At 41.6% G+C, this 24,538-nt stretch carries 24 protein-coding genes and 1 other annotated feature; of the genes, 21 read left to right on the top strand and 3 right to left on the bottom strand.

Annotated elements, in window-relative coordinates:
* Nucleotides 1-2 precede the first annotated feature (2 nt).
* Nucleotides 3-185, bottom strand: coding sequence for a YjzD family protein (locus ATG71_RS19170; protein ID WP_060670286.1), 183 nt, complete (start codon nt 183-185; stop codon nt 3-5).
* A 249-nt stretch (nt 186-434) separates the two neighbouring features.
* On the opposite strand from ATG71_RS19170, the gene ATG71_RS19165 reads away from it, so the two are divergent.
* From ATG71_RS19165 to ATG71_RS19125, 9 genes are all read left to right on the top strand, one after another.
* A complete protein-coding gene (locus ATG71_RS19165) occupies nt 435-1,178 on the top strand; it encodes an alpha/beta fold hydrolase (RefSeq protein WP_098441042.1) in 744 nt (247 codons plus the stop codon).
* A gap of 22 nt (nt 1,179-1,200) precedes the next feature.
* Nucleotides 1,201-1,920 carry a hypothetical protein gene (locus ATG71_RS19160; RefSeq protein ID WP_098441041.1) on the top strand — a complete coding sequence of 240 codons (720 nt, stop codon included), beginning with the start codon at nt 1,201-1,203 and terminating at the stop codon, nt 1,918-1,920.
* 101 nt (nt 1,921-2,021) lie between these two features.
* Nucleotides 2,022-2,990: a BMP family ABC transporter substrate-binding protein gene (locus ATG71_RS19155; protein WP_098441040.1), complete on the top strand. Its 969-nt coding sequence runs from the start codon at nt 2,022-2,024 to the stop codon at nt 2,988-2,990.
* The gene (locus ATG71_RS19150) at nt 2,987-3,175 is read left to right on the top strand and encodes a ComZ family protein (protein WP_098441039.1); all 189 of its coding nucleotides are present in this window, start codon (nt 2,987-2,989) and stop codon (nt 3,173-3,175) included. Before ATG71_RS19155 ends, ATG71_RS19150 begins: the two co-directional genes overlap by 4 nt.
* A 194-nt stretch (nt 3,176-3,369) precedes the next feature.
* On the top strand, nt 3,370-4,302 hold the full coding sequence (locus tag ATG71_RS19145; protein WP_098441038.1) for a beta-ketoacyl-ACP synthase III: 933 nt from the start codon (nt 3,370-3,372) through the stop codon (nt 4,300-4,302).
* Nucleotides 4,303-4,352: 50 nt separating this feature from the next.
* On the top strand, nt 4,353-5,597 hold the full coding sequence (gene fabF / locus ATG71_RS19140) for a beta-ketoacyl-ACP synthase II (RefSeq protein WP_098441037.1): 1,245 nt from the start codon (nt 4,353-4,355) through the stop codon (nt 5,595-5,597).
* 93 nt (nt 5,598-5,690) lie between these two features.
* Nucleotides 5,691-6,452, top strand: coding sequence for a DUF2268 domain-containing putative Zn-dependent protease (locus ATG71_RS19135; RefSeq protein ID WP_179886583.1), 762 nt, complete (start codon nt 5,691-5,693; stop codon nt 6,450-6,452).
* A 97-nt stretch (nt 6,453-6,549) separates the two neighbouring features.
* A complete protein-coding gene (locus tag ATG71_RS24110; protein WP_483295316.1) occupies nt 6,550-6,804 on the top strand; it encodes a YuzI family membrane protein in 255 nt (84 codons plus the stop codon).
* Between the two features lie 95 nt (nt 6,805-6,899).
* Nucleotides 6,900-7,649, top strand: a complete 750-nt coding sequence (locus ATG71_RS19125) for a YjbA family protein (protein WP_034763445.1) — start codon at nt 6,900-6,902, stop codon at nt 7,647-7,649.
* A gap of 112 nt (nt 7,650-7,761) precedes the next feature.
* Here ATG71_RS19125 and trpS read toward each other — a convergent pair whose 3' ends face one another.
* Together trpS and ATG71_RS19115 are read right to left on the bottom strand one after the other, a co-directional pair.
* Nucleotides 7,762-8,760 (bottom strand): tryptophan--tRNA ligase, encoded by a 999-nt coding sequence (trpS, locus tag ATG71_RS19120; RefSeq protein ID WP_098441034.1) that lies wholly within the window; start codon nt 8,758-8,760, stop codon nt 7,762-7,764.
* Between the two features lie 51 nt (nt 8,761-8,811).
* Nucleotides 8,812-9,044: a binding site (T-box leader), on the bottom strand.
* Nucleotides 9,045-9,087: 43 nt separating this feature from the next.
* Nucleotides 9,088-9,471, bottom strand: a complete 384-nt coding sequence (locus ATG71_RS19115) for a DUF3899 domain-containing protein (protein ID WP_179886582.1) — start codon at nt 9,469-9,471, stop codon at nt 9,088-9,090.
* A 464-nt stretch (nt 9,472-9,935) separates the two neighbouring features.
* Between ATG71_RS19115 and ATG71_RS19110 the strand changes: the two genes are divergently transcribed.
* The 12 genes from ATG71_RS19110 (at nt 9,936) to pepF (ending at nt 24,518) form a co-directional block, all read left to right on the top strand.
* Nucleotides 9,936-11,588 (top strand): peptide ABC transporter substrate-binding protein, encoded by a 1,653-nt coding sequence (locus ATG71_RS19110; RefSeq protein WP_098441032.1) that lies wholly within the window; start codon nt 9,936-9,938, stop codon nt 11,586-11,588.
* A gap of 172 nt (nt 11,589-11,760) precedes the next feature.
* Entirely contained in the window at nt 11,761-12,690 is a 930-nt protein-coding gene (opp3b, locus tag ATG71_RS19105; protein WP_098441031.1) for an oligopeptide ABC transporter permease, read from the top strand.
* Complete coding sequence (gene opp3C, locus ATG71_RS19100) at nt 12,690-13,715, top strand: oligopeptide ABC transporter permease (protein ID WP_098441030.1); 1,026 nt, start codon at nt 12,690-12,692, stop codon at nt 13,713-13,715. Before opp3b ends, opp3C begins: the two co-directional genes overlap by 1 nt.
* Before the next feature lie 19 nt (nt 13,716-13,734).
* Nucleotides 13,735-14,805 carry an ABC transporter ATP-binding protein gene (locus tag ATG71_RS19095; protein ID WP_483295315.1) on the top strand — a complete coding sequence of 357 codons (1,071 nt, stop codon included), beginning with the start codon at nt 13,735-13,737 and terminating at the stop codon, nt 14,803-14,805.
* A complete protein-coding gene (locus ATG71_RS19090) occupies nt 14,805-15,740 on the top strand; it encodes an ABC transporter ATP-binding protein (protein WP_098441028.1) in 936 nt (311 codons plus the stop codon). Before ATG71_RS19095 ends, ATG71_RS19090 begins: the two co-directional genes overlap by 1 nt.
* Before the next feature lie 262 nt (nt 15,741-16,002).
* The gene (locus tag ATG71_RS19085; protein WP_098441902.1) at nt 16,003-17,154 is read left to right on the top strand and encodes a putative glycoside hydrolase; all 1,152 of its coding nucleotides are present in this window, start codon (nt 16,003-16,005) and stop codon (nt 17,152-17,154) included.
* 297 nt (nt 17,155-17,451) lie between these two features.
* Nucleotides 17,452-18,024, top strand: coding sequence for a GNAT family N-acetyltransferase (locus ATG71_RS19080; RefSeq protein WP_098441027.1), 573 nt, complete (start codon nt 17,452-17,454; stop codon nt 18,022-18,024).
* 297 nt (nt 18,025-18,321) lie between these two features.
* A complete protein-coding gene (spxA, locus tag ATG71_RS19075; RefSeq protein WP_032089161.1) occupies nt 18,322-18,717 on the top strand; it encodes a transcriptional regulator SpxA in 396 nt (131 codons plus the stop codon).
* Nucleotides 18,718-19,052: 335 nt separating this feature from the next.
* The gene (gene mecA / locus ATG71_RS19070) at nt 19,053-19,724 is read left to right on the top strand and encodes an adaptor protein MecA (protein WP_098441026.1); all 672 of its coding nucleotides are present in this window, start codon (nt 19,053-19,055) and stop codon (nt 19,722-19,724) included.
* A gap of 105 nt (nt 19,725-19,829) precedes the next feature.
* Entirely contained in the window at nt 19,830-21,335 is a 1,506-nt protein-coding gene (gene cls / locus ATG71_RS19065) for a cardiolipin synthase (protein WP_098441025.1), read from the top strand.
* A gap of 89 nt (nt 21,336-21,424) precedes the next feature.
* On the top strand, nt 21,425-22,606 hold the full coding sequence (locus tag ATG71_RS19060; protein ID WP_098441024.1) for a competence protein CoiA: 1,182 nt from the start codon (nt 21,425-21,427) through the stop codon (nt 22,604-22,606).
* Between the two features lie 88 nt (nt 22,607-22,694).
* Nucleotides 22,695-24,518 (top strand): oligoendopeptidase F, encoded by a 1,824-nt coding sequence (gene pepF, locus ATG71_RS19055; RefSeq protein ID WP_098441023.1) that lies wholly within the window; start codon nt 22,695-22,697, stop codon nt 24,516-24,518.
* The last annotated feature ends 20 nt before the right edge of the window (nt 24,519-24,538 follow it).

Below are 24,538 nucleotides of genomic sequence, written 5' to 3'. Positions count from 1 at the left end.
TCTTAATGGTTTTCTACAGGCTCGTTTGGAATAACAAGCGTGATCAGGAATACCAGTACCGTGAAACAAACGGAAAGGATTAATCCTGTTTGAAAATGAAATTCGTTTCCATTCATTGAACTTACAACGTAAGTCAGCATTTCGGACAATGCAAAAGCCCAGAAGAACATCCAAAAAAATCTCACGCCAAGTCACCTCATTCCTATGTATTGAACACATTCACTCATATGTTGTCACTCTTTTCAATCTTTATTAGTTTACCACAGCTTCACCAATTAATAAATGACTAATCTGTGAAATGTAAACCCTGTCATCTGTAGTAGGATAGGGGCCGAAAATTTATAAATAAAAGGTTTCCTATGGGCTATCTCCCTTACAAATGCAGTCTCTTTACATAAACTATAGAGACTCAGTATGTAAAAGGAGAAATTTAAATGTATCAACGATTGTTTCAATTAGAGCAAGAGTGGTGCATGATCCATTACCCTGAACGACCAAATGGATTCGCTGTAATGATTATAGGGGACTCCCATCACTATGTAGACGAAAAGAGCAGTTTCTGGGTGCAGCATGAGGCGCGGTATAAGTGGATTCAAGAGCTGACAGCCAAGGGGTACATTGTATATTATAGTAATCTGTATGGAGCGAATTGGGGTAGCGATCAAGCCGTGCAATTGGCCAGGCGACTCTATCAGCATGTGAAGCGGAACGAAATCATTAATGGGAAGATCCACATTTTGGCTGAAGGAATGGGAGCATTAGTATTGAAAAATCTTTATCCGAAATTGGCAAATGATATCAGGAGTGCCGTCCTGCTCTCTCCCTGCGTATCAATGTATCACCATTTAGAACAAGAAAAAGAACAGAAATTCTTTTATAAAAAAGTGATAAAAGAACTTTCCTTCATGCTGAAGATGAAGGAAGAGGATTGTGAGGCAATTATCTCACAACAATCACAGGACTACAAAATATTCCAGGAGATCCCTATTCCCCTGTATATTGTTCAGTCAATGACTCTAAATCGTTATAAAAATCAATTCACTCTCATAAAAGATATATATACGGAGCGTTTAGCACAAGGAATTTCAACGGATCTATTCTTTGTTCTTCCTGAGAAGCGAGGGTCTCTTGGAGGGAAGATCGCATCTTACTTTTCCCTGCATGAGAAAGAGTTATAACTAATAAATTGGAGTGATTGACTTGAACCATCATGCATTCGTTTTTGCTGCACAACAGTTTTTGGGATTTGAACTCTGTCATGCCCTTCTGGAAAAAGGATGGACCGTGACCGCCATCGATGAGCACAAGGAGACGAAGGATAAATGGATGGAAATTGGAAGGAATGCAAACCTGGAGTACGTACCTTATGGGGAATGGGATAAAAGCGTACGCTCAGGGTCCAGTGTGTTCCTTCCTTACTACGATCAGGTAAGAGGGAATAGAGCGGGGTATTTATCAGAAGTTGATGAACTGCTCAAAAAAGTGGACCAACCCTTCCAAGTGATTCGAGTCTATTCCAACGGGAAAGGAAATAGAGGTTTTGAAGAGGATGGAGCTATCTTCTACCTTCCAACGTTATATGGCATCCATCAACCGGAAGAATTCCTGTTTGCACAGATTTTGACCGGCAGACGGGACGTAACGGATTATGTAGATGATCCCTCGGGGGCTATTTATGTGAAGGACGCAGCCAAAATGATTGTCAATCTTTCTTCAAAAAAAGACACCTTTACCTTGAAGCCACTCTCAGACAGGAGCTGGAATGAAGCTCTATCATATATTACAACTAAAACGTTTTCAGCTGGTCACTGTGAAATCGATCCAGTTGGAAAAGAAGTGATTGTCAGACCATCCAAGTCTCACAAGTGTATCATTGATCAACAAGAAAAAGGGATACGCTTGCATGAAATGGAGGAATGAGAAAACTTTTCCTTTTCATGTTGATACAGGTGAGGGTAAAATAGGGATGATGTAATGAACCTTTTATAGATGCTGCATGGGCTTTAAAGGAGTTGCTGCACATGAATAAGAAATGGTACACGTTTTTCCTGATTGTATTCCTGGTTGGACTAAGTGGTTGTTCGGCAGGGGACAGCGAAGAGATAGAAAAGGTTGGTTTACTTGTTCCGGAAGCCGTGAATGATGGAGTATGGGGAACAAAAGGTTACAAAGGATTACTAAAAATACAATCCGATTATCATGCAGACGTGTTCTATAAAGAGGGAATGAAAAATGATACATCAATCAAGCAGGCAGTAGAGGAATTTGATGATAAGGATGTCACCTTAGTATTTGGACACGGAAGTGAGTATGTGGATGTCTTCAATGAATTATCAGGGGAACATCCCGATATGCATTTCGTCAGCTTTAACGGACATGCCACGGAGAAAAACACGACAAGCCTACAATTCAAGGGATACGCAATGGGCTTTTTCGGAGGAATGACAGCAGCCTTTCACTCTAAAACGAATAAGATCGGTGTGATTGCGGCTTTCGAGTGGCAGCCTGAAGTTCAAGGGTTTATAGATGGAGCGAAGTATCAAAACAGTGAGACGGAGATTAACGTAGAGTACACCAATCATTGGGACGACCAAGAGAGGGCCCTTAAAGAGTTGGACACTTTACTAAATGAGGATACCGATGTTGTGTATCCTGCAGGTGACGGCTATAATGTAGCTGTAATCGAAAAGCTTAAGGAAAAAGGACTCTATGCCATAGGGTACGTATCCGATCAATCCGATCTCGGGGAATCAACGGTCTTGACAAGCACTGTCCAGCAGGCTGATAAGTTGTATGAAGTAGTAGCAGATAAGTTCGCCCAAGATGAGCTAAAGTCAGGCAACCTGGAATTTGATTTTGAAGACGGTGTGATCTCAATGGGCAAATTCAGTCCGCTCATTCCGAAAGATTTTCAATCTGAAATGAAGCAACATATCAAGGACTATATTGATACCGGCAAATTGCCGAATGGAAAGGAATCGAAGCAATGAATCAGGACAAAACAATGGAGTTTATGCAGATTGCCATGAAGTATTTTCCTCAAGCGAAGGAACAGCTCGATCAAGCGGGAGTCGAGTTCTCTCCTGAAATGCTGCAGCCATTCATGACACTGTTCACACAGGTCATGAGTGAAGCCTATGAATTAGGCAAGCAGGATGCCTTACATAGAGAATAAGTGTTTAAAAAGAACGGGTTATCGGAATTTTCGGTGGCCCGTTTTTTATCGTCAAAAACGTGTAGAAAGTAGGGATAAGTAAAAAATAATTGCAGAAAGTAGAAATCTTCGATAAAATTAGTACCAAGTCATAATAATTGATAATAACCATTGAGTATAGTAAAAAAACATAAACGAAAGTAGGGAACGCCAGTATGAATACAGGTATTATTGGAATTGGACGTTATCTTCCTGAAAAGATCTTAACGAACGCGGACCTTGAGAAAATGGTGGATACTTCGGATGAATGGATCCGGACGAGGACAGGCATTGAAGAAAGAAGAATAGCAAATAATGAAACAAATACATCTGATATGGCTTTCGAAGCCGCAAAGAAGGCAATTGCTGATGCGGAGGTCAATCCCGAGGACATCGACCTGATCATGGTTGCCACCGTTACCCCGGATCATCCATTCCCATCTGTTGCCTGCCTCCTTCAAGAGCGATTGGGAGCCAAGAAGGCGGCTGCAATGGATATCAGTGCCGCATGTGCGGGATTTATGTATGGAATGATTACAGCAAAGCAATTCATCGATAATGGTGCATATAAGAATGTCCTCGTGGTCGGTGTGGAGAAATTATCCAAAATCACTGACTGGGAGGATCGTAACACAGCCGTCCTATTTGGGGATGCTGCCGGTGCGGCGGTCCTTGGACCCGTTCCGGACGGCAAGGGAATCCTTGCTTTTGAATTAGGATCGGACGGATCAGGAGCGAAGCATTTGTATCAGGATGAAAAATTGATCATGAACGGTCGGGAAGTGTTTAAGTTCGCTGTTCGCCAAATGGGTGAATCCAGTATTAATGTGATTGAAAAGGCAGGTTTAAGGAAAGAGGACGTAGATTTCCTGATTCCTCACCAGGCCAATATCCGTATTATGGAAGCAGCCAGGCAGCGTCTTGAGCTGCCTGTGGAAAAAATGTCTAAGACCGTAAATAAATATGGGAATACATCAGCGGCTTCTATCCCGGTTTCTTTAGTGGAAGATCTTGAAGCGGGAAGAGTGAAAGAGAATGATGTTGTCGTCATGGTAGGATTCGGTGGCGGTTTAACTTGGGGCGCGATCATTATGCGCTGGGGTAAATAATTGAGTAACGGAGCTTATCGACAACTTTCAGATAAAGGAGATGGATTAGAATGAATAAAAAGCGTGTAGTGGTTACAGGATTAGGAAGCGTCACGCCTTTAGGTAATGATGTTGAATCGGCCTGGTCGAATATTTTGGCCGGAAAGACGGGGGTAGGGCCTTTAACGCGTTTAAACGCCGATGAGTATCCTGCCAAAGTAGCGGCAGAACTGAAAGACTTCAATATTGAAGAGTTCGGGGTGGAAAGAAAAGAAGCAAGGAAGATGGACCGCTTCACTCACTATGCGATTGCCGCATCGTTAATGGCAGTAAAAGATTCAAAACTTGATATCACAGACGAAAATGCACATCGCGTCGGCGTATGGATCGGTTCGGGTATCGGGGGAATGGAAACATTCGAACAACAATACGAAACCTTCCAAAAACGTGGGTATCGCCGGGTAAGCCCGTTCTTCGTGCCGATGATCATACCTGATATGGCAGCGGGACAAGTATCCATTATGCTCGGGGCCAAAGGGTTCAACTCTTGTACCGTAACGGCTTGTGCAACAGGTACAAACTCTATCGGTGACGCCTTTAAGGTCATTCAGCGCGGGGATGCGGATGTGATGGTTTCCGGTGGAGCAGAAGCACCAATCACGAAAATGTCCGTTGCTGGATTCTGTGCCAACACAGCCCTTTCCACCAATCCAGATCCCGAGAAAGCTTCAAGACCTTTTGATTCAAACCGTGACGGGTTCGTCATGGGAGAAGGAGCGGGAATCGTCGTTCTGGAAGAACTGGAGCATGCTTTAAAACGTGGAGCGACGATTTATGCAGAAATCGTCGGATACGGATGTACCGGAGATGCCTATCACATCACTGCCCCGGCACCGGCTGGAGAAGGCGGAGCAAGAGCAATGAAAATGGCACTTGAAGATGGCGGAATCCGTCCGGAAGAGATGGATTACATCAATGCCCACGGAACAAGTACCCCATATAATGATAAATACGAAACGATGGCCGTGAAGGAAGTGTTCGGGGACCATGCTTATAAACTGGCCATGAGCTCGACGAAATCAATGACGGGCCACCTTCTTGGGGCAGCAGGAGGAGTGGAAGCGATTTTCACTGTACTCGCGATGAAAGACAGTGTTCTTCCTCCTACCATTAATATTGAAACGCCGGACCCTGATTGTGATCTCGACTACGTAGCAAATGAAGCAAGAAAACAAGAAGTGAATGTAGCTATGAGTAATTCATTAGGATTTGGCGGTCACAATGCCACCATCGTATTTAAAAAATATCAAAGTTAACAAAAAGAGCCTGTTACGTGTAGCAGGCTCTTTTTGTTGTGAATCTTTCCTCTTTAACATATACATGTTAAAAAGATGGAAAGAGGGATGAAGGTGGCAGTTGTACCTACAGATGATTGGTTGGCAGAGTGGATCGATAATCCCTTGGATTTTCTCAAGAAAACGAAAAATGGAAAGGACGATCAGCAATCGTTTTATCAATACCTTACGAAGCACGGAATGTATCGTTCTGCGCGTCTCGCAGGAGATATTTACGAAAAAATGAAAGAAAAGAAACTTTGGGAACGATTTGCTCTCTTTGAAAAAAAATATAAACGGAAGTGGAATGGACCGAGCGTCCCGATCTATCTATTCCCCGTACAGGAAAAGAGGGGGATGTTCCAATCATCCATGAAAAAATCAGGGGTGTGCTTCAAAGATGAAATCTTCTTTTTCGTTACGGACCAGGAAGATCCAAAAGAATATGAAGCGTTATTTGTGCATGAATATCATCACTGTGTCCGAATGAAGCGGTTAAGCAAAAAGGAGGACCACTACACGCTCCTTGACTCCATCATCTTTGAAGGGCTGGCAGAAAATGCTGTAAAGGAATACTGTGGGGAAAAGTATGTAGCTCCCTGGACAAAAGCCTACGACGAACAAGAATTGTCCCGCTATTACGAGAAATGGATAGAGCCCAATTTGGAAGTGAAACGAAGCAGTCCCCTTCATGATCAGCTGCTTCTTGGACAGAAATCCTTTCCGAAAATGCTCGGCTACTCCTCGGGCTATCGATTGGTGGAACACTTTTTAAAGAAGCAGGATTCTTCGACCCTTTCCCTCATAGGAGAACCGTCATCAGTATTTTTGCCATAGATTTTCAGGGAATCTAGCCGATTGAATGGGGTTTTTCTAATAATAGGCTGCCCTGTGCCGTCATATCTTCCTGTTCCTTTCATAAAATATAGTAAGCATGGACGGGCTCCAATATCTTAAATCTAGGATAGAGGCGGAAGGTATGGTGGTACAATTGTTTGGGCTCTTTATAGGTTTTGGACTGGCTGTTTCAGGAGGAGTGAGTTTAATTATGTATTTGAATTTGCTTACAACCGGAATGACATTTACAGACTATATATTCTTCGTCTCGACACGTGTTGAAAGCTATTTATTCCTTTTGGGCATCCTCATCATCACCCTTTCAATCTATATACCCCGCAGAAAAATATAAAGACTATCATAAAACCCCTTATGATAGGAATAAATTTACACGGATTAGCCTATACTGATTGACAAATAAGATTGAAGCAAAGCGAGGGGTCAATCATGTTATATCTTCATGATGTATGGGTAAATTGGTTCGAAGGCGAAGAAAATGGCTACAATGTCTGCCATTTTCATGAGTGGAGAAAAGAGGACGTTATTGAATTACTGGATCAGGTTCCTCTGATTAAAGTAGACACGACACTGTTTCATTACATCGAGAACGATCTATCAGAGTTACCTCAACAACTGCTCCATCATGTTTATCAAAAAGCATACCTGCGAAAAAACCACGAACGGATCCAATTGGATTATTGTTTCATTGTGACAGATGGTACCGGGATATTAGCAGTGGATACGATCGGGTACACGGTCCCCATCAGAAAAAGCAGGCTCATACCAAGACAGGAACAACTGGTGTATGAAATGGTCGAAAGTCATGAAACGGTACAGTATTCCATCGAGCCGGATGGTAAAAGGGAAGATGCGTATCACATTCTTTCCCCGAATCCTTATATGATGAGTGGCCTGACGAGGAAGGAAAGACAATTGAAGCAGCTGTTATTCATGGCCCTTGATCAACTTCACAGTTCAAACAACACGGCGGAAATCCGCTATTGGTACACGGAATGGGCACCAGAGCGCTACCGAACCATACAGGAAATGGATTTCGAAGACATATGGCAGATGCTATATGAGGAAACCCAGTACGGCTGGTCGGACAAGCATCTCACTCTTTGTGAGAATTTGATAAAGGGACAACCATTTTTCGAGAAACTATGGGAAGTGGAGAATCGTCCAAAGGTAAATTAATCGTCGGAGTAAACCTTGAGTCCGTAAAGGGCTTGAGGTTTTTTATATGTGGGCACTAAATAAGTCGAAAGAAAAGACCAGAAACGGTACAAGCTGTCCCTGGTCCTCATCATTATTTTCGTTTTCTCTCTTTTCGTCCCAATCCCATGGCTTTTTCCATCTTCTTCAGCATTTTGTTTGCTGCGAAGTTTGCCTTTTCTGCACCGCGATCAAGGATATCATCCAATTCTTCTGAATCGATCAATTCATAGTAGCGTTCCTGTACTGGCTTGATGGCGCTTATGACCACCTGTGCTAAGTCACTTTTGAAGTCTCCGTATCCTTTTCCTTCATATTTCATTTCAATTTCTTCTATAGAAGTACCTTCAAGGATCGAATAGATCGAAAGGAGGTTCGACACCCCGGGCTTGTTTTCTTTATCGTATTTCACGATACCATCCGAATCGGTGACGGCACTCTTGATTTTCTTCTCGATCTGTTTTGGATCGTCAAGGAGTGTAATGAACGCTTTCTGATTCGTATCGGATTTACTCATCTTCTTCAACGGATCCTGAAGGGACATCACCCGTGCACCGACTTTAGGAATTCTTACTTCGGGTACAGTGAAGATATCATTGTATTTATTGTTGAACCGTTCTGCCAGGTTCCGTGTCAGTTCCAAATGCTGCTTCTGATCCTCCCCGACGGGAACAAGATCTGTTCCATACAACAGGATATCAGCCGCCATCAAAGGTGGATATGTCAATAATCCTGCTGAAACGGCTTCCTTACCATGAGATTTATCTTTGAATTGCGTCATTCTTTCAAGCTCCCCGATATAGGTGACACACTGCAAGATCCATCCTGCCTGTGCATGTGCAGGAACTTCCGATTGAATGAATAATGTAGATTTCTCCGGATCGATGCCACAGGCGATATACAGGGCTGCGAGGCTGCGGATATTTTTACGCAGCTCCATTTTATCCTGTGCCACCGTGATCGCGTGCTGATCTACCACACAGAAATAACAATTGTACTCTTCCTGGAGCTCGGTGAATTGCTTCATCGCCCCGATGTAATTGCCGAGGGTGATCGTCCCGCTCGGCTGAATGCCACTGAATATTGTCTTCATTTCATTTCCTCCTAGTTTTACACAAAATAAAAACCCACCCGTCCTATGAAAAATAGGGACGAATGGGATCATTTCCGCGGTGCCACCCTAAGTGCCCGTTAGAGCCAGCTTAGGCCATGACGTGCATGGAACCTCTTTAACGTAAGGTCATCCCGTTATATGCTACTCCGTTTCACACATAAAGCTCCGAAGTCCATTCCTTTTCAAATGAATACTTGTTCGCACCAACCACAAGCTCTCTTTTATTCATCCTGAAAAGTACTACTCTTCATCCATGCTTATACTTTCATTCATATGTAGCTATTATATGAAAAAAAAAAGGTGAATTCAAGTGTACAGAAAGTAGGTCATGATAATCGAAAGGACGAGTGTCAGTCCTCCGGTCAGTAAAAAGGATTTCGTAATGGAGTAGGAACGTTGCACTCCATATTCTTCGTGAGCTTCATTCATCTCATCCAGGTCATCGAACTGGGAAATATACTTTCCCTGTTTCGTGCTGTTACGAAACCTTTTAAGAGCATAAACGATCCCGTTGAAAAAGCCTTTTCCAAAAATATAAAGGAGGGCGCCGATACTGATATAGGCAATCCCGATTATAAACAAGCTGTCTATAATAGAAAGAAGCAGATCTTTTTCCTGCAGGGAAGCCACTACCACGGCAATGATGAAAATAAGCAAGGTAAGTATGTTGAACAATTTCATTCGTTTCATAATGCTCCTTAGGATGTTTTTAACCAAAGTATACATGAAGGAAGAAGAATAATTCAATCCTGATTTATATATATACAATTCTTTCAGTAAGGGTATCCCATTTCAAATATTGGTAGAGGGTGAAATAAGTATTAATTCTATTATTTATATTTAGTCTGATGTTTAAATATTTATAATAGAAGGGAACCGTCAAAAGATGAAAGTTCACCCTTATCGTAAACTGCTTTCAACCAGAAAAAATTTACGATTGTAACAATTGTAATGGGACAAACTCTCTAAAATGTTTAAATGAAACGTTGATATAGCAGTATTTCAACAACAATATACCTACTAATCTGATAATTTTGCAAAAAAACTGTTAAATTCATATTGCAATAATTTCTCTATCATGTATAATAAGTAACAAATCTTCTGAAAATTAGAAGATAAATAAATATGAGATTTACGAGGAGGTCAATTTCAAGATGAAGAAAAAGTTTTCATTCTTGCTGGTTCTTCTTCTGGCTCTAAGTACTTTCTTGGCTGCATGTGGCGGCGACAAGAAGACTGAAGGCAACGAAGAAGGATCAGGTGCAGGCGGTTCTGACGAAAAGAAAGAACAGGTACTTAATTTACTTGAGAGTTCTGAGATCCCATCAATGGACTCCACTCTGGCAACTGACTCTGTATCATTCAAAGTAATGAACAACGTATTTGAAGGTCTTTACCGTTTAGGTGAAAATGATGCACCTGAACTAGGTATGGCTGCAGAAGAACCACAAGTGAGTGAAGATGGTAAAACTTATACGTTCAAGATTCGTGATGCGAAATGGTCTAATGGAGATCCCGTTACGGCTAACGACTTCGTTTATGCTTGGCAAAAAGCTTTAAACCCTGATACTGGTGCAGAGTATGCGTACATCATGTACGATATCAAAAACGCTGCTAAAGTAAATGCTGGTGAAGTTCCAGTTGAAGAATTAGGTGTTAAAGCTACTGATGACAAAACGTTAGAAGTTCAGCTTGAAACGGCTGTACCATATTTCAAAGCTCTACTTTCTTTCGCAACATTCTATCCTCAAAACCAAAAATTCGTTGAGTCTCAAGGCGACAAATACGGTCTTGAAGCTGACACTGTAGTATATAACGGTCCATTCACTCTTTCTGAGTGGAAGCATGAGCAAAGCTTTAAATTATCTCATAACGACAACTACTGGGATGCTGACACTGTTAAGTTAAAAGAAGTTAACTTTAACATCGTTAAAGATACGGCTACCGGAGTTAACCTTTATGAAACAAACAAAGCGGATGTCGCTGGTCTTTCAGCTGAATTCGTAGACAAATATAAGTCTGACGAAAACTTCAAAACGAAAGCTGACACTTCTGTATACTTCTTACGCCTAAATGAAGGTAACGAAGTATTGAAAAACGTTAATGCACGTAAAGCAATCGACTCAGCATACGACAAGCAAGGAATGGTTGATGTTCTTCTGAACAACGGATCAGTTCCTGCATATTACTTAGTACCAAAAGATTTCGTTACTGGTCCTGATGGAACAGATTACCGTGAAGCTGTAGGTGATTTTGGTGGATTTGACGCTAAGAAAGCTGCAGATTACTGGGCTAAGGCAAAAGAAGAGTTAGGTAAAGATTCTATTGAATTAGAACTATTAAACTATGACTCTGACAGCTCTAAGAAAATCGGTGAATTCCTGAAAGAACAACTTGAGCAAAACCTTGAAGGATTAACGGTTAAGATCAAAGCTCAACCATTCAAGCAAAAGCTTGAATTAGAGTCTAAAGGTCAATATGACTTCTCATTCGCTGGTTGGGGTCCTGACTATCCAGATCCGATGACTTTCGTTGACATGTTCGTGACTGACGGTGCTCATAACCAAATGGGTTACTCAAATGCTGAATATGACAAGTTAATCGAACAAGCTAAAGGTGAACTTCTGGATGATGAGGAAGCTCGCTGGCAAGCAATGGTTGACGCTGAGAAGATCCTTTTTGAAGATCAAGCGATCAGCCCTATGTACCAACGTGGATCTGCTTTCTTAGAGCGTCCATATGTTAAAGGTCTGTTACGTCACTCATTTGGTGCAGATGCATCATACAAATGGGCTTCAATTGAGTAGTATTTAACTCATTCGACAAACCTTAAAAAGGAGAGTGTATGCATAAGCATATGCTCTCCTTTTCCACTGAATGTCGATAATTATCAAAAAAGTAAAAATACATTGAAAATTTGTCGAAAATAGCTATAATTAAAAATGTAGAAAAAATAAGATAAAAAAGGGGGGCTAAAGAATGGTCAGATATACAATTCAACGTATCGTCTATATGATCATCACTTTGCTTATCATTGCAACCGCCACTTTCTTTCTGATGAAGCTCCTGCCTGGATCTCCACTGCAAAATACAGAAAGGCTGTCTCCGGAACAACAACAAATCATCCTGGATAAATACGGTCTCAACGACCCGCTGCCAGAGCAATATATCAACTACATGGTTGGACTGGCTAAAGGGGATTTGGGGTTGTCCTTCCAATATGATAATCGTCCAGTTACTCAAATACTTGGAGATCGTATTGGTCCTTCCTCACTTCTAGGATTTCAAGCAATGGTATTAGGAACGTTTTTAGGACTCTTGGTTGGAATAATAGCAGCGATTAGACATAATACATGGTTAGATTATGGTTCAACCTTCCTTGCTGTACTGGGTATTTCTATTCCATCCTTCGTTTTTGCCGGATTACTTCAATACTATGTTGGGGTTAAGCTTGAGTGGTTACCTGTGGCTCTATGGGGAGAATATAAGCATACGATTCTGCCTACATTAGCTCTTACAGTTGGAGTCGTAGCTACTATTGCACGTTTTATGAGAACAGAAATGTTAGAGATACTAAACTCTGATTATATTTTACTTGCAACTGCCAAAGGTATTTCTAAAACGGGAACAATTGTAAAGCACGCTGTAAGAAATGCCATGATACCAATTGTTACAATTCTTGGTCCAATGACAGTCGCTGTTATGACAGGATCCCTTGTTGTAGAAAGAATTTTTGCAGTACCGGGATTAGGGGAGCAATTCGTACTATCCATCAACACAAATGATTACACCGTCATTATGGGGATTACCCTCTTCTTCAGTGCTTTATTCATTGGTGTTATCTTCTTGGTAGACATCCTGTACGGAATCATTGATCCACGTATTCGCTTAGCTGGAGGGAAGAAATAATGGAAGCAAACAAAAAGAAACTAGAACAACTTAGTCCAGACCTCTTCCAACCCCAACAGGCAAGTGGAGATGAGGCAGAGAAAATTTCACGTCCAAGCCTGAATTTTTGGCAGGACTCATGGATTCGTTTGCGCAAGAATAAGGGTGCACTTGCCGGGATTATTATCACTGTCATCATCGTGTTCTTTGCCATTTTCGGGCCAATGATGAATGACTACAAATTTAGTGATCAAAATATCCGCCATGCAAAACTGCCACCAAAAATTGAAGCGCTTTCAGGAGTTAGTTGGCTACCATTTGACGGGAAGGATGCAGATGGTTTTGATGTGTATGAGGCAAGACAGGTCAAGGAAAATTACTGGTTTGGTACAGATGATTTAGGGCGAGATCTTTGGACCCGAACTTGGAGTGGTACACGTATTTCACTCTATATCGGTATACTTGCCGCGATTATTGATTTCTTAATAGGAATTTCATATGGTGGTATTTCTGCATACTATGGTGGAAAAGTTGACGATGTTATGCAGCGAATCATCGAAATTTTGGTAGGAATTCCAAATCTGATTGTTGTCATCCTCTTTATCTTGATATTTGAACCAGGAATATTCTCCATCACGATGGCTATGGTCATAACAGGTTGGACCGGAATGGCCCGTATCGTTCGTGGTCAGGTGTTGCAGTTAAAGAACCAAGAATTTGTTCTGGCTTCTAGAACACTGGGGGCAACTAGCAACCGATTAATCTTTAAACACTTACTTCCTAACGTAATGGGTCCTGTAATCATCACTACTATGTTCACAGTTCCTGCTGCAATTTATACTGAAGCATTCTTAAGTTTTATCGGATTAGGTATTGCTCCTCCTAAAGCATCTCTTGGATCATTAGTGAATGATGGATATAAATCTATTCAATCATTCCCACACATGATGTTAGTACCATCAGCTGTCATTTCATTAGTCATCTTAAGCTTTAACCTAATGGCTGATGGCTTGCGTGATGCACTAGATCCGAAAATGCGAAAGTAATCGAAGGGAGATTAAGAATATGTCGAAAATTTTAGAAGTGAAAGATTTACACGTCTCCTTCAATACGCATGGAGGAGAAGTACAGGCAGTACGCGGTGTAGATTTCCATTTAGATAAAGGCGAAACATTAGCGATCGTAGGGGAGTCGGGTTCAGGTAAGTCCGTAACGACGAAAGCCCTTATGAGATTGATTCCAAACCCGCCGGGATTCATCAAGGGTGGAGAGATCCTTTTTGAAGGCAAAGATTTAGCGAAGCTACCTGAAAAGGATATGCAAAAAATACGTGGGAAAGATATTTCGATGATCTTCCAGGATCCGATGACATCCTTGAATCCAACGATGACAATCGGCAAACAAATCATGGAACCACTCGTGAAGCACCAGAACATGAGTAAAAATGATGCGAAGAAGCGAGCTATTGAACTACTGAAGCTGGTTGGTCTTCCGAGCCCTGAAACCCGCTTTAAGCAATATCCGCATCAGTTCTCGGGTGGACAGCGTCAGCGTGTCGTGATCGCCATCGCTCTTGCATGTAATCCTAAAATCCTTATTGCCGATGAACCGACAACGGCATTGGACGTTACGATTCAGGCACAGATCCTAGAGCTGATGAAGGATCTTCAAAATAAAATCGAAACATCCATCATTTTCATCACCCATGATCTTGGAGTGGTGGCGAACGTTGCGGATCGTGTAGCGGTCATGTATGGTGGTCAGATTGTAGAAACGGGAACCGTCGATGAAATATTCTACGACCCTCGTCACCCGTATACGTGGGGATTGATCGGTTCGATGCCGACAACCGACACGGAAGGTGAGCAGGAGCTTGTCGCGATACCTGGTACTCCTCCGGATCTGTTGAATCCACCAAAAGGGGATGCATTCGCTCTCCGAAGTGAATATGCACTGAAGGTTGATTTCGAGCAGGAGCCGCCATATTACCAGGTATCAGACACTCACTATGTAAAATCCTGGTTGATGCATCCGAGTGCTCCACAGGTTGAGCCACCAGAAGCAGTGAAAGTTAGACAAAGACAAATGCCATCTAATTATAGAGAGCCGGTACTTGTTGAGGGGGTTCGTTCATAATGGCAGAAAAATTACTAGAAATTAAGAACTTAAAGCAGTACTTCAACCCGGGAAAACCGAATATGGTTAAAGCAGTCGATGATATCAGTTTTGATATTTACAAAGGGGAAACCCTTGGACTGGTTGGAGAATCCGGTTGTGGGAAGTCAACGACAGGCCGAACGATCATTCGTCTTTATGATGCGACGGACGGTCAGGTTCTCTTTAACGGCGAGGATGTCCATGGGAAGAAGTCACGCTCTCAATTAAAGAAATTCAACCGTAAAATGCAAATGATCTTCCAGGATCCTTATGCGAGTCTGAATCCCCGCATGAAGGTAGCCGATATCATTGCTGAGGGTATCGATATTCATGGATTGGCTTCTTCCAAGGAAGAACGTTTGAAGAAGGTTCATGAGCTACTGGAAACAGTGGGTCTGAACAAAGAGCATGCCGGTCGTTATCCGCATGAGTTCTCAGGTGGACAACGTCAGCGTATCGGGATTGCACGTGCACTTGCTGTAGATCCTGACTTCATCATTGCCGATGAGCCGATTTCAGCCCTTGACGTTTCGATTCAGGCACAGGTCGTCAATCTGATGCAGGAACTTCAAAAGGAAAAAGGGTTAACTTATCTTTTCATTGCCCATGATTTATCCATGGTAAAGTATATCAGTGACCGGATTGGCGTTATGTATTATGGAAAGCTTGTAGAGTTGACCACAAGTGACGCACTGTACAAAAATCCGCTTCATCCTTATACTCAATCACTTCTATCTGCGATACCGTTACCGGATCCCGAGTATGAGCGCACCCGCAGAAGAAAAGAGTATAATCCTTCTGTTCATAACTATACAGAGGATGACAATCTTGAAATGCGTGAAGTGGTCCCTGGACATTTCGTTTACTGCTCAGAGAAAGAATTTGCGCAATATCAAGCATCATACAAAAGCTAAGAGGATGATAAAAGCTCCCTTCGATGAGGGGAGCTTTTTCCGTTGATAACGTCTAAATCCTGATGTGCTTCATACTATATATTGAAGAATATTCATTTCCTTGGAAATTTCGACAGACTAGGTGGATTAACCCTTTTCTTTCAAGTAATTTCCTTGTTAGAATAGTATAAGGAGTTACATAATTTACTAGATAGCATACTTAATAGAGGAGAGGTTCATTTTGAAATGGAGTAAGGTAGCGACATCTTTATGTGTAGTCACAATGTGCGTCTTGCCCTTCCAGTCAGCAAGTGCCGCTGAAGATGGTCCGGTAAAACATGAGAAGAGAACGTTTACGATGAGCAAAAAGGAGATTAAAAGCCCGGTGCCACGATTTGTTTATGATTCCGGACTGAGCTTCGAGTATCCGGATGCAGTAAGAGGGGTATACGTTACGGCACATTCAGCTGGCGGGGCCCGTTTTGATACTCTTACGAAATTAATGGATACTACAGATCTCAATGCCATGGTCATCGATATTAAAGATGACGTAGGAAATGTAACATATGAACCGGAAGAGTCTTCTCCGTATGCCAAGGTGGGTCAGCCGTATATCAAAGATCCCAAAGCGATGTTAAAGACCTTGGAAGAAAAGAAAATCTATCCGATTGCACGTGTGGTTGTATTCAAGGATACGGTTCTTGCGAATCAGCGGCCGGACATGTCATTTAAAGACGGGGATAAGGTTTGGTCAAATGGAGGAGGGGATTCCTTCGTCAACCCATTCCTCAAAGAGGTATGGGATTATAATGTAGGCATCGCCATTGAAGCAGCAAAAATGGGCTTTCAGGAGATACAGTTCGACTACGTCCGATTCCCTGAAGGATTCGAGAAGCGTGATGATGAACTCACCTATAACGGAGGGGAATATGCCAAGGAAGACAGTGATAATGTACAGAAACGAGTACATGCCGTCACTGATTTTGTGGAATATGCCCATAAGAAGCTGGAACCTTATGGCGTGAAAGTATCCGTTGACATCTTCGGCTATACGGCAACCCTTCCAGAGGCACCTGGTATCGGTCAGAATTTCTCGAAGATATCTGAAAATGTGGATGTCATTTCATCCATGATCTATCCTAGTCATTGGACACCTTACTTCGGAATTGCCAAACCGGATTTACAGCCTTACGAACTTGTAACAGAATACTCCAAGGTGGAGAAAGCAAAAATAGCCGAACTGAAAAATAAGCCGATCTCAAGACCGTGGCTTCAGGATTTCACCGCTTCCTGGCTTGGTAGCGGAAACTTTAAACCGTACGGAAAAGCAGAAGTAGAGGCCCAGATCAAAGCGTTGAATGATCAAGGTATCAATGAATTCCTTCTGTGGGATGCAGGTAATTCCTATACTGAAGGCGTTGACTACACTCCTTAATAGAAGAGACTGACCTCAGAAAGCATGCAGGTCAGTCTTTTTTCTTTTAAAGAGAAACCGGGACCGTCGTATTGCTTCCCATTTGAAAAAAGGTTCAAATATTGTTATCATTAAAGTATTGGTAAGATTAACCGCTTTCAACCACATCTTCCTCTTCATGGGCCGTACCGCCTGTGATTCCGTACGATTATCCCACGGATAAGACTAACATCTAACATAAACCTATTTTTTTCTGAGAATGATAATGGTATCCCGTTAGTCAATGTCACTTAAAAATTCAATCAAAGGAGTAGATCCATGCACTGGTATGAAAAATTAAATCAATATTTCCCTGTAGAGGAAATGAAATCAAAAGAACATCTTGAATCACTGTTAAAAGAAAGAAGCGACATCTATCACAAAGATGAAGGGCCGCACCATGTACTTATGTTCGCCGAACTTGAAGACTTTATCTTCATCGATTATCTCTTTGTCTCAAAGGATGCCCGTGGACAAGGCCTTGGCCATAAATTACTCGATAAGTTAAAAGAAAAGAAGAAAGCCATCATTTTGGAAGTCGAGCCAGTGGACTATGATGACACTGACACTGAGAAGCGCTTGAAATTCTACAAACGTGAAGGTTTCGAACACGCTGTCAGCATCGGGTATGCCCGCCGTTCACTTGCTACAAACGAAATAAATGAAATGGAAATCCTATACTGGGCACCACAACATGAATCCGAAGATCTTATCTTCGATTCCATGAAAAAAACATATGAGCTCATTCATACGTACAATGACCAAAAATTTTACGGTGCATCTTATCAACCTGTTGACGAAGTGTTAAAGAAGGACGAAGAACGCGATGGGGATGTATTAAAAGATATTTAAGCGGAAGAAAACCTTATTGCCTATTCGCAATAAGGTTTTCTAAATGAAAAAATGGAAATATACAATATCATGTTTAAGCTATGAGTGTACCGGGTAAACCCATAATAGAAACAGAATATATAGCTATGTTAAACCTCTGTACAGGAAATTTGACAAATTAGTTAAAACTATGTTCATGGGACTATAATTCATGTATAATACATAATAGAGATTTCTTATTTAAACTAATTTTAATTAACGTCGTTTAAATAAAATACTCTATATTATAAAAATTCCTAAAGGGAGTGTGAATGATTCGTGGTTACATTATTCACTTCACCTAGTTGTACATCTTGTCGCAAGGCAAAAGCTTGGTTAGAAGAGCATGAGATTCCATATACCGAACGCAACGTTTTTTCTGAACCATTAAGCATTGATGAAATCAAAGAAATCCTTCGCATGACTGAGGATGGAACAGATGAAATCATTTCAACCCGTTCTAAAACATTCCAGAAGCTAAATGTAGACCTGGAAACTTTACCACTTCAAGAGTTGTTCGAATTGATTCAAAAGAATCCAGGACTGCTGCGACGCCCGATCATCCTTGATGAAAAGCGCCTTCAGGTTGGTTACAACGAAGATGAAATCAGACGTTTCCTACCAAGAAAGGTTCGGACATTCCAGCTTCTTGAAGCTCAAAGAATGGTAAACTAAAGTACTCTTTTATAAGTAGGGGAATATATAAGTAAAAGGGGCTGACCCTTCAAGGAACGTTGCGTCTCCTTTCGGGTCATCCCCTTTTATATTAGAATAAGTTTTATCACTTGAATTTTCTGCAAATATCCGCTAAAATGTCAAAAACACCTAGAGGGATTTGTGAGAAAAAAATGGGTGTTAGTTTAATTCCATTTTCTGAGGTTTTATCATAAAATAGAAGTACAAGGTACAAACTAATCTAAATGTATCTTCAATCTTCACCAGCAATAGAGCATTTTGCTCAGAGGGTGTAGTCCCTTCACTAACATCATGCAAGAAGGGAGAGGTGTTAATTGGAAATCGAACGCATTAACGAAAATACAGTCAAGTTCTATATTTCTTATGGAGATATAGAAGATCGCGGATTTGACCGTGAAGAAATTTGGTATAATCGAGAACGGAGTGAAGAACTCTTCTGGGAAATGATGGATGAAGTTCATCAGGAAGAAGATTTCGGAATTGAAGGACCGCTTTGGATTCAAGTTCAAGCGTTAGATAAAGGGCTTGAAGTACTGGTTACAAGAGCTCAGGTTTCTAAGGATGGCCAGCGGTTCGAGCTTCCTATTCCAGAGGATAAGCTCAAGGAACTTCCTGTCGATGAGCGTATAGAGGAACTATTGGATCAGCATTTCCAAATCAAGCAGGATCAGGACGGGGAAGCTGAAGTAGTTTTGGACTTCACGTTGAAATTCAATGATTTCGAAGATGCGATTTCTCTATCCCATCGATTGAAAGATAAGCCTATGGAACATTTAGAAACCAAGCTCCTTGCATTTGAAGATAGATATTTTATTTATGTTAAATTTTCTGAAGAACACTTTTCAGAAGAAGATATCGATAATACGTTAAGTATACTGCTTGAATATGCCGATGAATCACGAATGACCGTTCATCGCCTTGAAGAGTATGGCAAAGAGGTCATTCATGACCATGTCTTTGAGACGTTAAGTGAACACTTTTCGTAAGGATCAATACCGGTTTCATATAGAAATCGGTATTTTTTATATCCACTCTCTGTATAAGGGTTTTCAATTTTTGAAACATTAAGCCGGTGGAAGGTGTTACTACATATGAAGAATACAGTAAGGGTCCTCTTATTTTGTGCTGTCCTTGTACTAAGTTATATTTTTTATTTCGATCAGTATCTTTCAGGAATGGTGAAGTATTTTAGTATTGTCTTCACATTCTCTGTCGTTGTCATTGGGTTCCTTATTTTCTTTGAAAATCGTCATCCTGCCCAAACCCTGACTTGGCTCGTCGTTTTGGGGGCATTCCCGTTTTTGGGCTTCATTTTTTACTTATTATTTGGACGGAATTACAGAAAAGAAAAAATGTATAAGAAGAAGTACATATTGGATCAGGAAACCTATAATAAATTCGAGCCGGGTCCTAAAGATATAAACGCAGATATGTTTGGCTTGTTTCAAGAAAAGCATTTTCAGTTAGCACAAAGAATCGGGAATAGTGCCATATCCTTTTCCACTGAAACAAAGTTGTTGACCAATGGTAACGAAACCTTCGGTGAAATCCTAACGTGGCTGAAGACCGCAAAGCATCATATCCATATGGAATATTATATTGTGCGTCATGACGAAATCGGTAACCAGATTAAGGATATCCTTATTGAACGGGCCAATGATGGAGTCAAAATACGCTTCCTTTACGATGCCGTCGGTGCCTGGCAATTATCAAAGGACTATATAAATGATCTTAAAGAAGCGGGTGTAGAAGTAGTTGCGTTTGGACCTGTTAAAATTCCTGTGTTGAATAATAAATTCAACTTTCGGAATCACCGTAAAATCATTGTCATCGATGGGAGTATCGGATTTGTCGGTGGACTTAATATTGGTGATGAATATTTAGGTAAGAATCCACACTTCGGTTTCTGGAGGGACACTCACCTGTTTGTAAGGGGAGAAGCGGTTCGGACCCTGCAGTTGATCTTCCTGCAGGATTGGTATTATATGACGAACGATGACTTCCTCACACCTGGATATTTAAGTCCGGACCCTCTTGAAAATGCGAACGACGGCGGAGTTCAGATGATTGCGGGGGGACCCGATAATGAATTGAGTGTTTTGAAGAATATATTCTTTTCGATGATCACCTCGGCGAAAAAAAGTGTGTGGGTGGCATCTCCTTATTTCGTTCCGGATGAAGATATTTTCTCAGCTTTGAAGATTGCCGCTTTAAGTGGAGTGGACGTGAGACTCCTGGTTCCCCATAAACCGGATAAACGGATTGTATTTCATGCCTCCCGCTCTTATTTCCCAGATCTTCTGGAAGCCGGTGCTCGCATATTTGAGTATCAAAAAGGGTTCATGCATAGTAAGATCGTGATCGTAGATGAAGAAATGGCTTCAATCGGGACATCGAATATGGATATGAGAAGTTTTCACCTGAATTTTGAAGTGAATGCGTTTTTGTATAAAACAGAAAGCACTTCCTCCATTGTCAGTGAATATTTACATGACCTGGAGGAATCGGAAGAATTGCACCTGGAAGAATTTCAAAAGCGACATCTGGGATACAGGATTTTGGAATCCACTTCCCGGCTGATGTCTCCGTTATTATAGAGTGAAGCCTTCAAGCATGTTTGCTTGAGGGCTTTGTTTATGCAGGATTTTCACTATTTTTGTCGAATGGTAACAGAAGGAGGTGTTCTATGTTAACAGCATTATTCAACCAGCAAGTATTTACCACAATCCATTATTCCAGGGAGGAATTAAGAGGGTTAAGAAGGAAAGGTGCCTCATTTATCTGTCCCCATTGTTCTTCACTGTTGACCATGAAAATCGGTAGCCGCAACATACCCCATTTTGCCCATATATCTCAAGCTGATTGCGAGATGGTAAAGGGTGAGACTCCGCAGCATCTCTTAAGTAAGCAGCTTTTATATGACAGGGTCAGCTCCCTCCATACAAGGGTGAGCCTCGAGCATTACATTAGAGAGCTTAAGCAAGTCGCAGATATTTATGTGAAAACAGATACGGCAGAGATTGCCATCGAGATTCAGTGTTCAACCATACCGATTTCTGAAATAGTGCGACGCTCATACGGTTATCATCGACAGGGGATCACCCCCTTTTGGATCCTGACCCAGCCCCTTAAGTCCAAGAAGCTCCTGAGTTTAACGACCTTCCAACAAGCATTTATTCGATACTCTCCACACTTGGATTATTTTCTCCTTCATTTACTCCCGGATAGAAGCATATTTCAGCTCTATTCCCATCTTCTTCCGGTTTCCGGCACGGCATTTATGAGTGCAGCGCCCATCACCATCCCCGTTTCTGAGTTCACACTTCCTCCTTCGATTCCGGATGCTCCCGTTCATCAACCCTACTCTTTATCAAAATGGAACGATTATAGAGCCAAGTGGATATACAATAAAATTCATTATAACAAGGCGAGAACAGATGTGTTCTTAAGGGAAGTGTACGGGGAAGGGGATACGTTTTTATATTTGCCCCTGTATATTGGCATCCCTGTCATTCCCCATGGCATTCATATCAGAAATCACGAAGTAGAGTGGCAATATTATGTATGGAAAGATTGTTTGAAAAAAGACCGCTTCTTATCAGTGGAAAGTGTATGTAAAGCGCTAAATAGGAGAATCTTTAAAGGATATATCGAGCTTCGTTCCCTTCCTCTCTTAAATAGCGATGAAGTGATAAAGAGAATCGCAGGCGGGTATTTAAGATTACTTGAAGAGGTTCAAGTAATCAGTAAAGTAAAAGATAGGTATCAACTCACTGAGTCCTGGCACTGCCCGGAACATTTTTCAGCCTTCGAACAGCATAAGCATGATTTTTTTCCTAAATGGAAGCATATATTAAAAAAGATGTAACTAAGTTTGTATTGTTGCAGGAAATTGGTAGATGAGAGAGAATGTAACTATAAGGAATTTTCTGTAGATTTCAGAATGGAGGATGTATATGTCAAAAGATACAGCAACTAAAAGTCTGCCTGGAAGAAAAGAGGTAGATGAAACGTTAACATGGAGATTGGAAGATATCTTCGAAAGTGATGATGCGTGGGAGAGAGAATTTAAAGAAATCCAAGGAATGACCAAGAGAGCAGACGAATTTAAGGGAACACTGGGTGATAGTGCAGAGCAGCTTTATAAAGCATTTGCCTTCCAGGATGAAATAATGGAACGTATGGGGAAGGTGTATACATATTCTCATATGCGCTATGATCAGGATACGACCAATTCCTATTATCAGGGTCTTGATGACCGTGCCAAAAGTCTTTATACCCAGTTAGGGAGTAAGTTCGCTTATTTGGTGCCGGAAGTTCTATCGATTGACGAAGAGAAGCTGAATGGGTTCCTTGAAGAGAAGGAAGAACTGAAGAAGTACAAGCACGCTTTGGAGGAAATCAACCTTCAGCGTCCACATGTTCTCTCAGCTGAAGAAGAAGCACTCTTGGCCCAGGCGTCTGAAGTGTTCAGTGCTGCAAGTAATACATTCGGTATGCTGAATAACGCTGACCTCGAGTTTCCGAGCATCAAGGATGAAAATGGGGAAGAAGTGGATATCACACACGGTCGTTTTATCCGATTCCTGGAGAGCAGCGATCGCCGTGTCCGGGAAGAAGCCTTTAAAAAGGTCTATGAAACGTACGGCAAATTTGAAAACACATTCGCCTCTACTTTAAGCGGAGCGGTGAAGAAGGATAATTTCGTTGCCAACGTCAGACATTACGATTCGGCGAGGCATGCGGCATTGTCTAATAACAATATCCCGGAAGAAGTGTATGATAACCTTGTCGATACGGTAAATAAAAACCTTCATCTGCTTCAGCGTTATGTGAAGCTTCGCAAGAAAGTGCTGAGTCTGGATGAGGTTCATATGTATGATTTGTATACCCCACTCGTGAAGGAAGTCAAAATGGACATAAGCTATGACGAAGCACAGAGCATGATCCTCGATGGACTAAAGCCGCTGGGTGAGGAGTATGCGAATGTGCTGAAAGAAGGATTTGAGAATCGCTGGGTGGACGTGGTCGAAAATAAAGGAAAGAGAAGCGGTGCCTACTCATCCGGGGCATACGGTACTAATCCTTATATCCTGATGAATTGGCAGGATAATGTAAACAATCTATTCACACTGGCCCATGAATTCGGTCACAGTGTCCATAGTTACTATACGCGCAGTTCCCAACCATACACGTACGGTCATTATTCAATCTTTGTGGCAGAAGTCGCTTCCACTTGCAATGAAGCATTATTAAATGATTATCTGTTGAATACGATCGATGATGAGAAGAAAAGATTGTATCTGTTGAATCATTATCTAGAAGGATTCAGAGGAACCGTTTTCCGTCAGACGATGTTTGCTGAATTCGAGCATCTTATTCATAAGAAAGCTCAGGGAGGAGAGGCCCTGACTTCAGAGTTCCTCACCAAACATTATTATGAGCTGAACAAGAAATATTTTGGGGAAGAAATTTCAATTGATGAAGAGATTGGACTGGAATGGGCACGGATTCCACATTTCTATTATAATTATTATGTATATCAATATGCAACAGGCTTCTCTGCAGCAACGGCCCTTAGTCAACAGATCCTTGAAGAAGGGGAGCCTGCAGTGGAACGCTACATCGATTTCCTTAAAGCTGGAAGTTCCGATTATCCGATTGAAGTATTGAAGAAAGCAGGAGTGGATGTGACAACATCCAAACCGGTGGAAGATGCTTGTAAGGTCTTTGAAGAAAAGCTGAATGAAATGGAAGAACTGCTTGAGAAGTTGCAATAAGACAGAACATTGCAGAAAGA

Origin of the sequence: Bacillus sp. es.034 (genome assembly GCF_002563655.1) — a bacterium.
Classification (GTDB): domain Bacteria; phylum Bacillota; class Bacilli; order Bacillales; family Bacillaceae_B; genus Rossellomorea.
The sequence above is the reverse complement of the archived record's forward strand: the minus strand, read 5'-3'. Positions and strand labels throughout refer to the sequence as shown.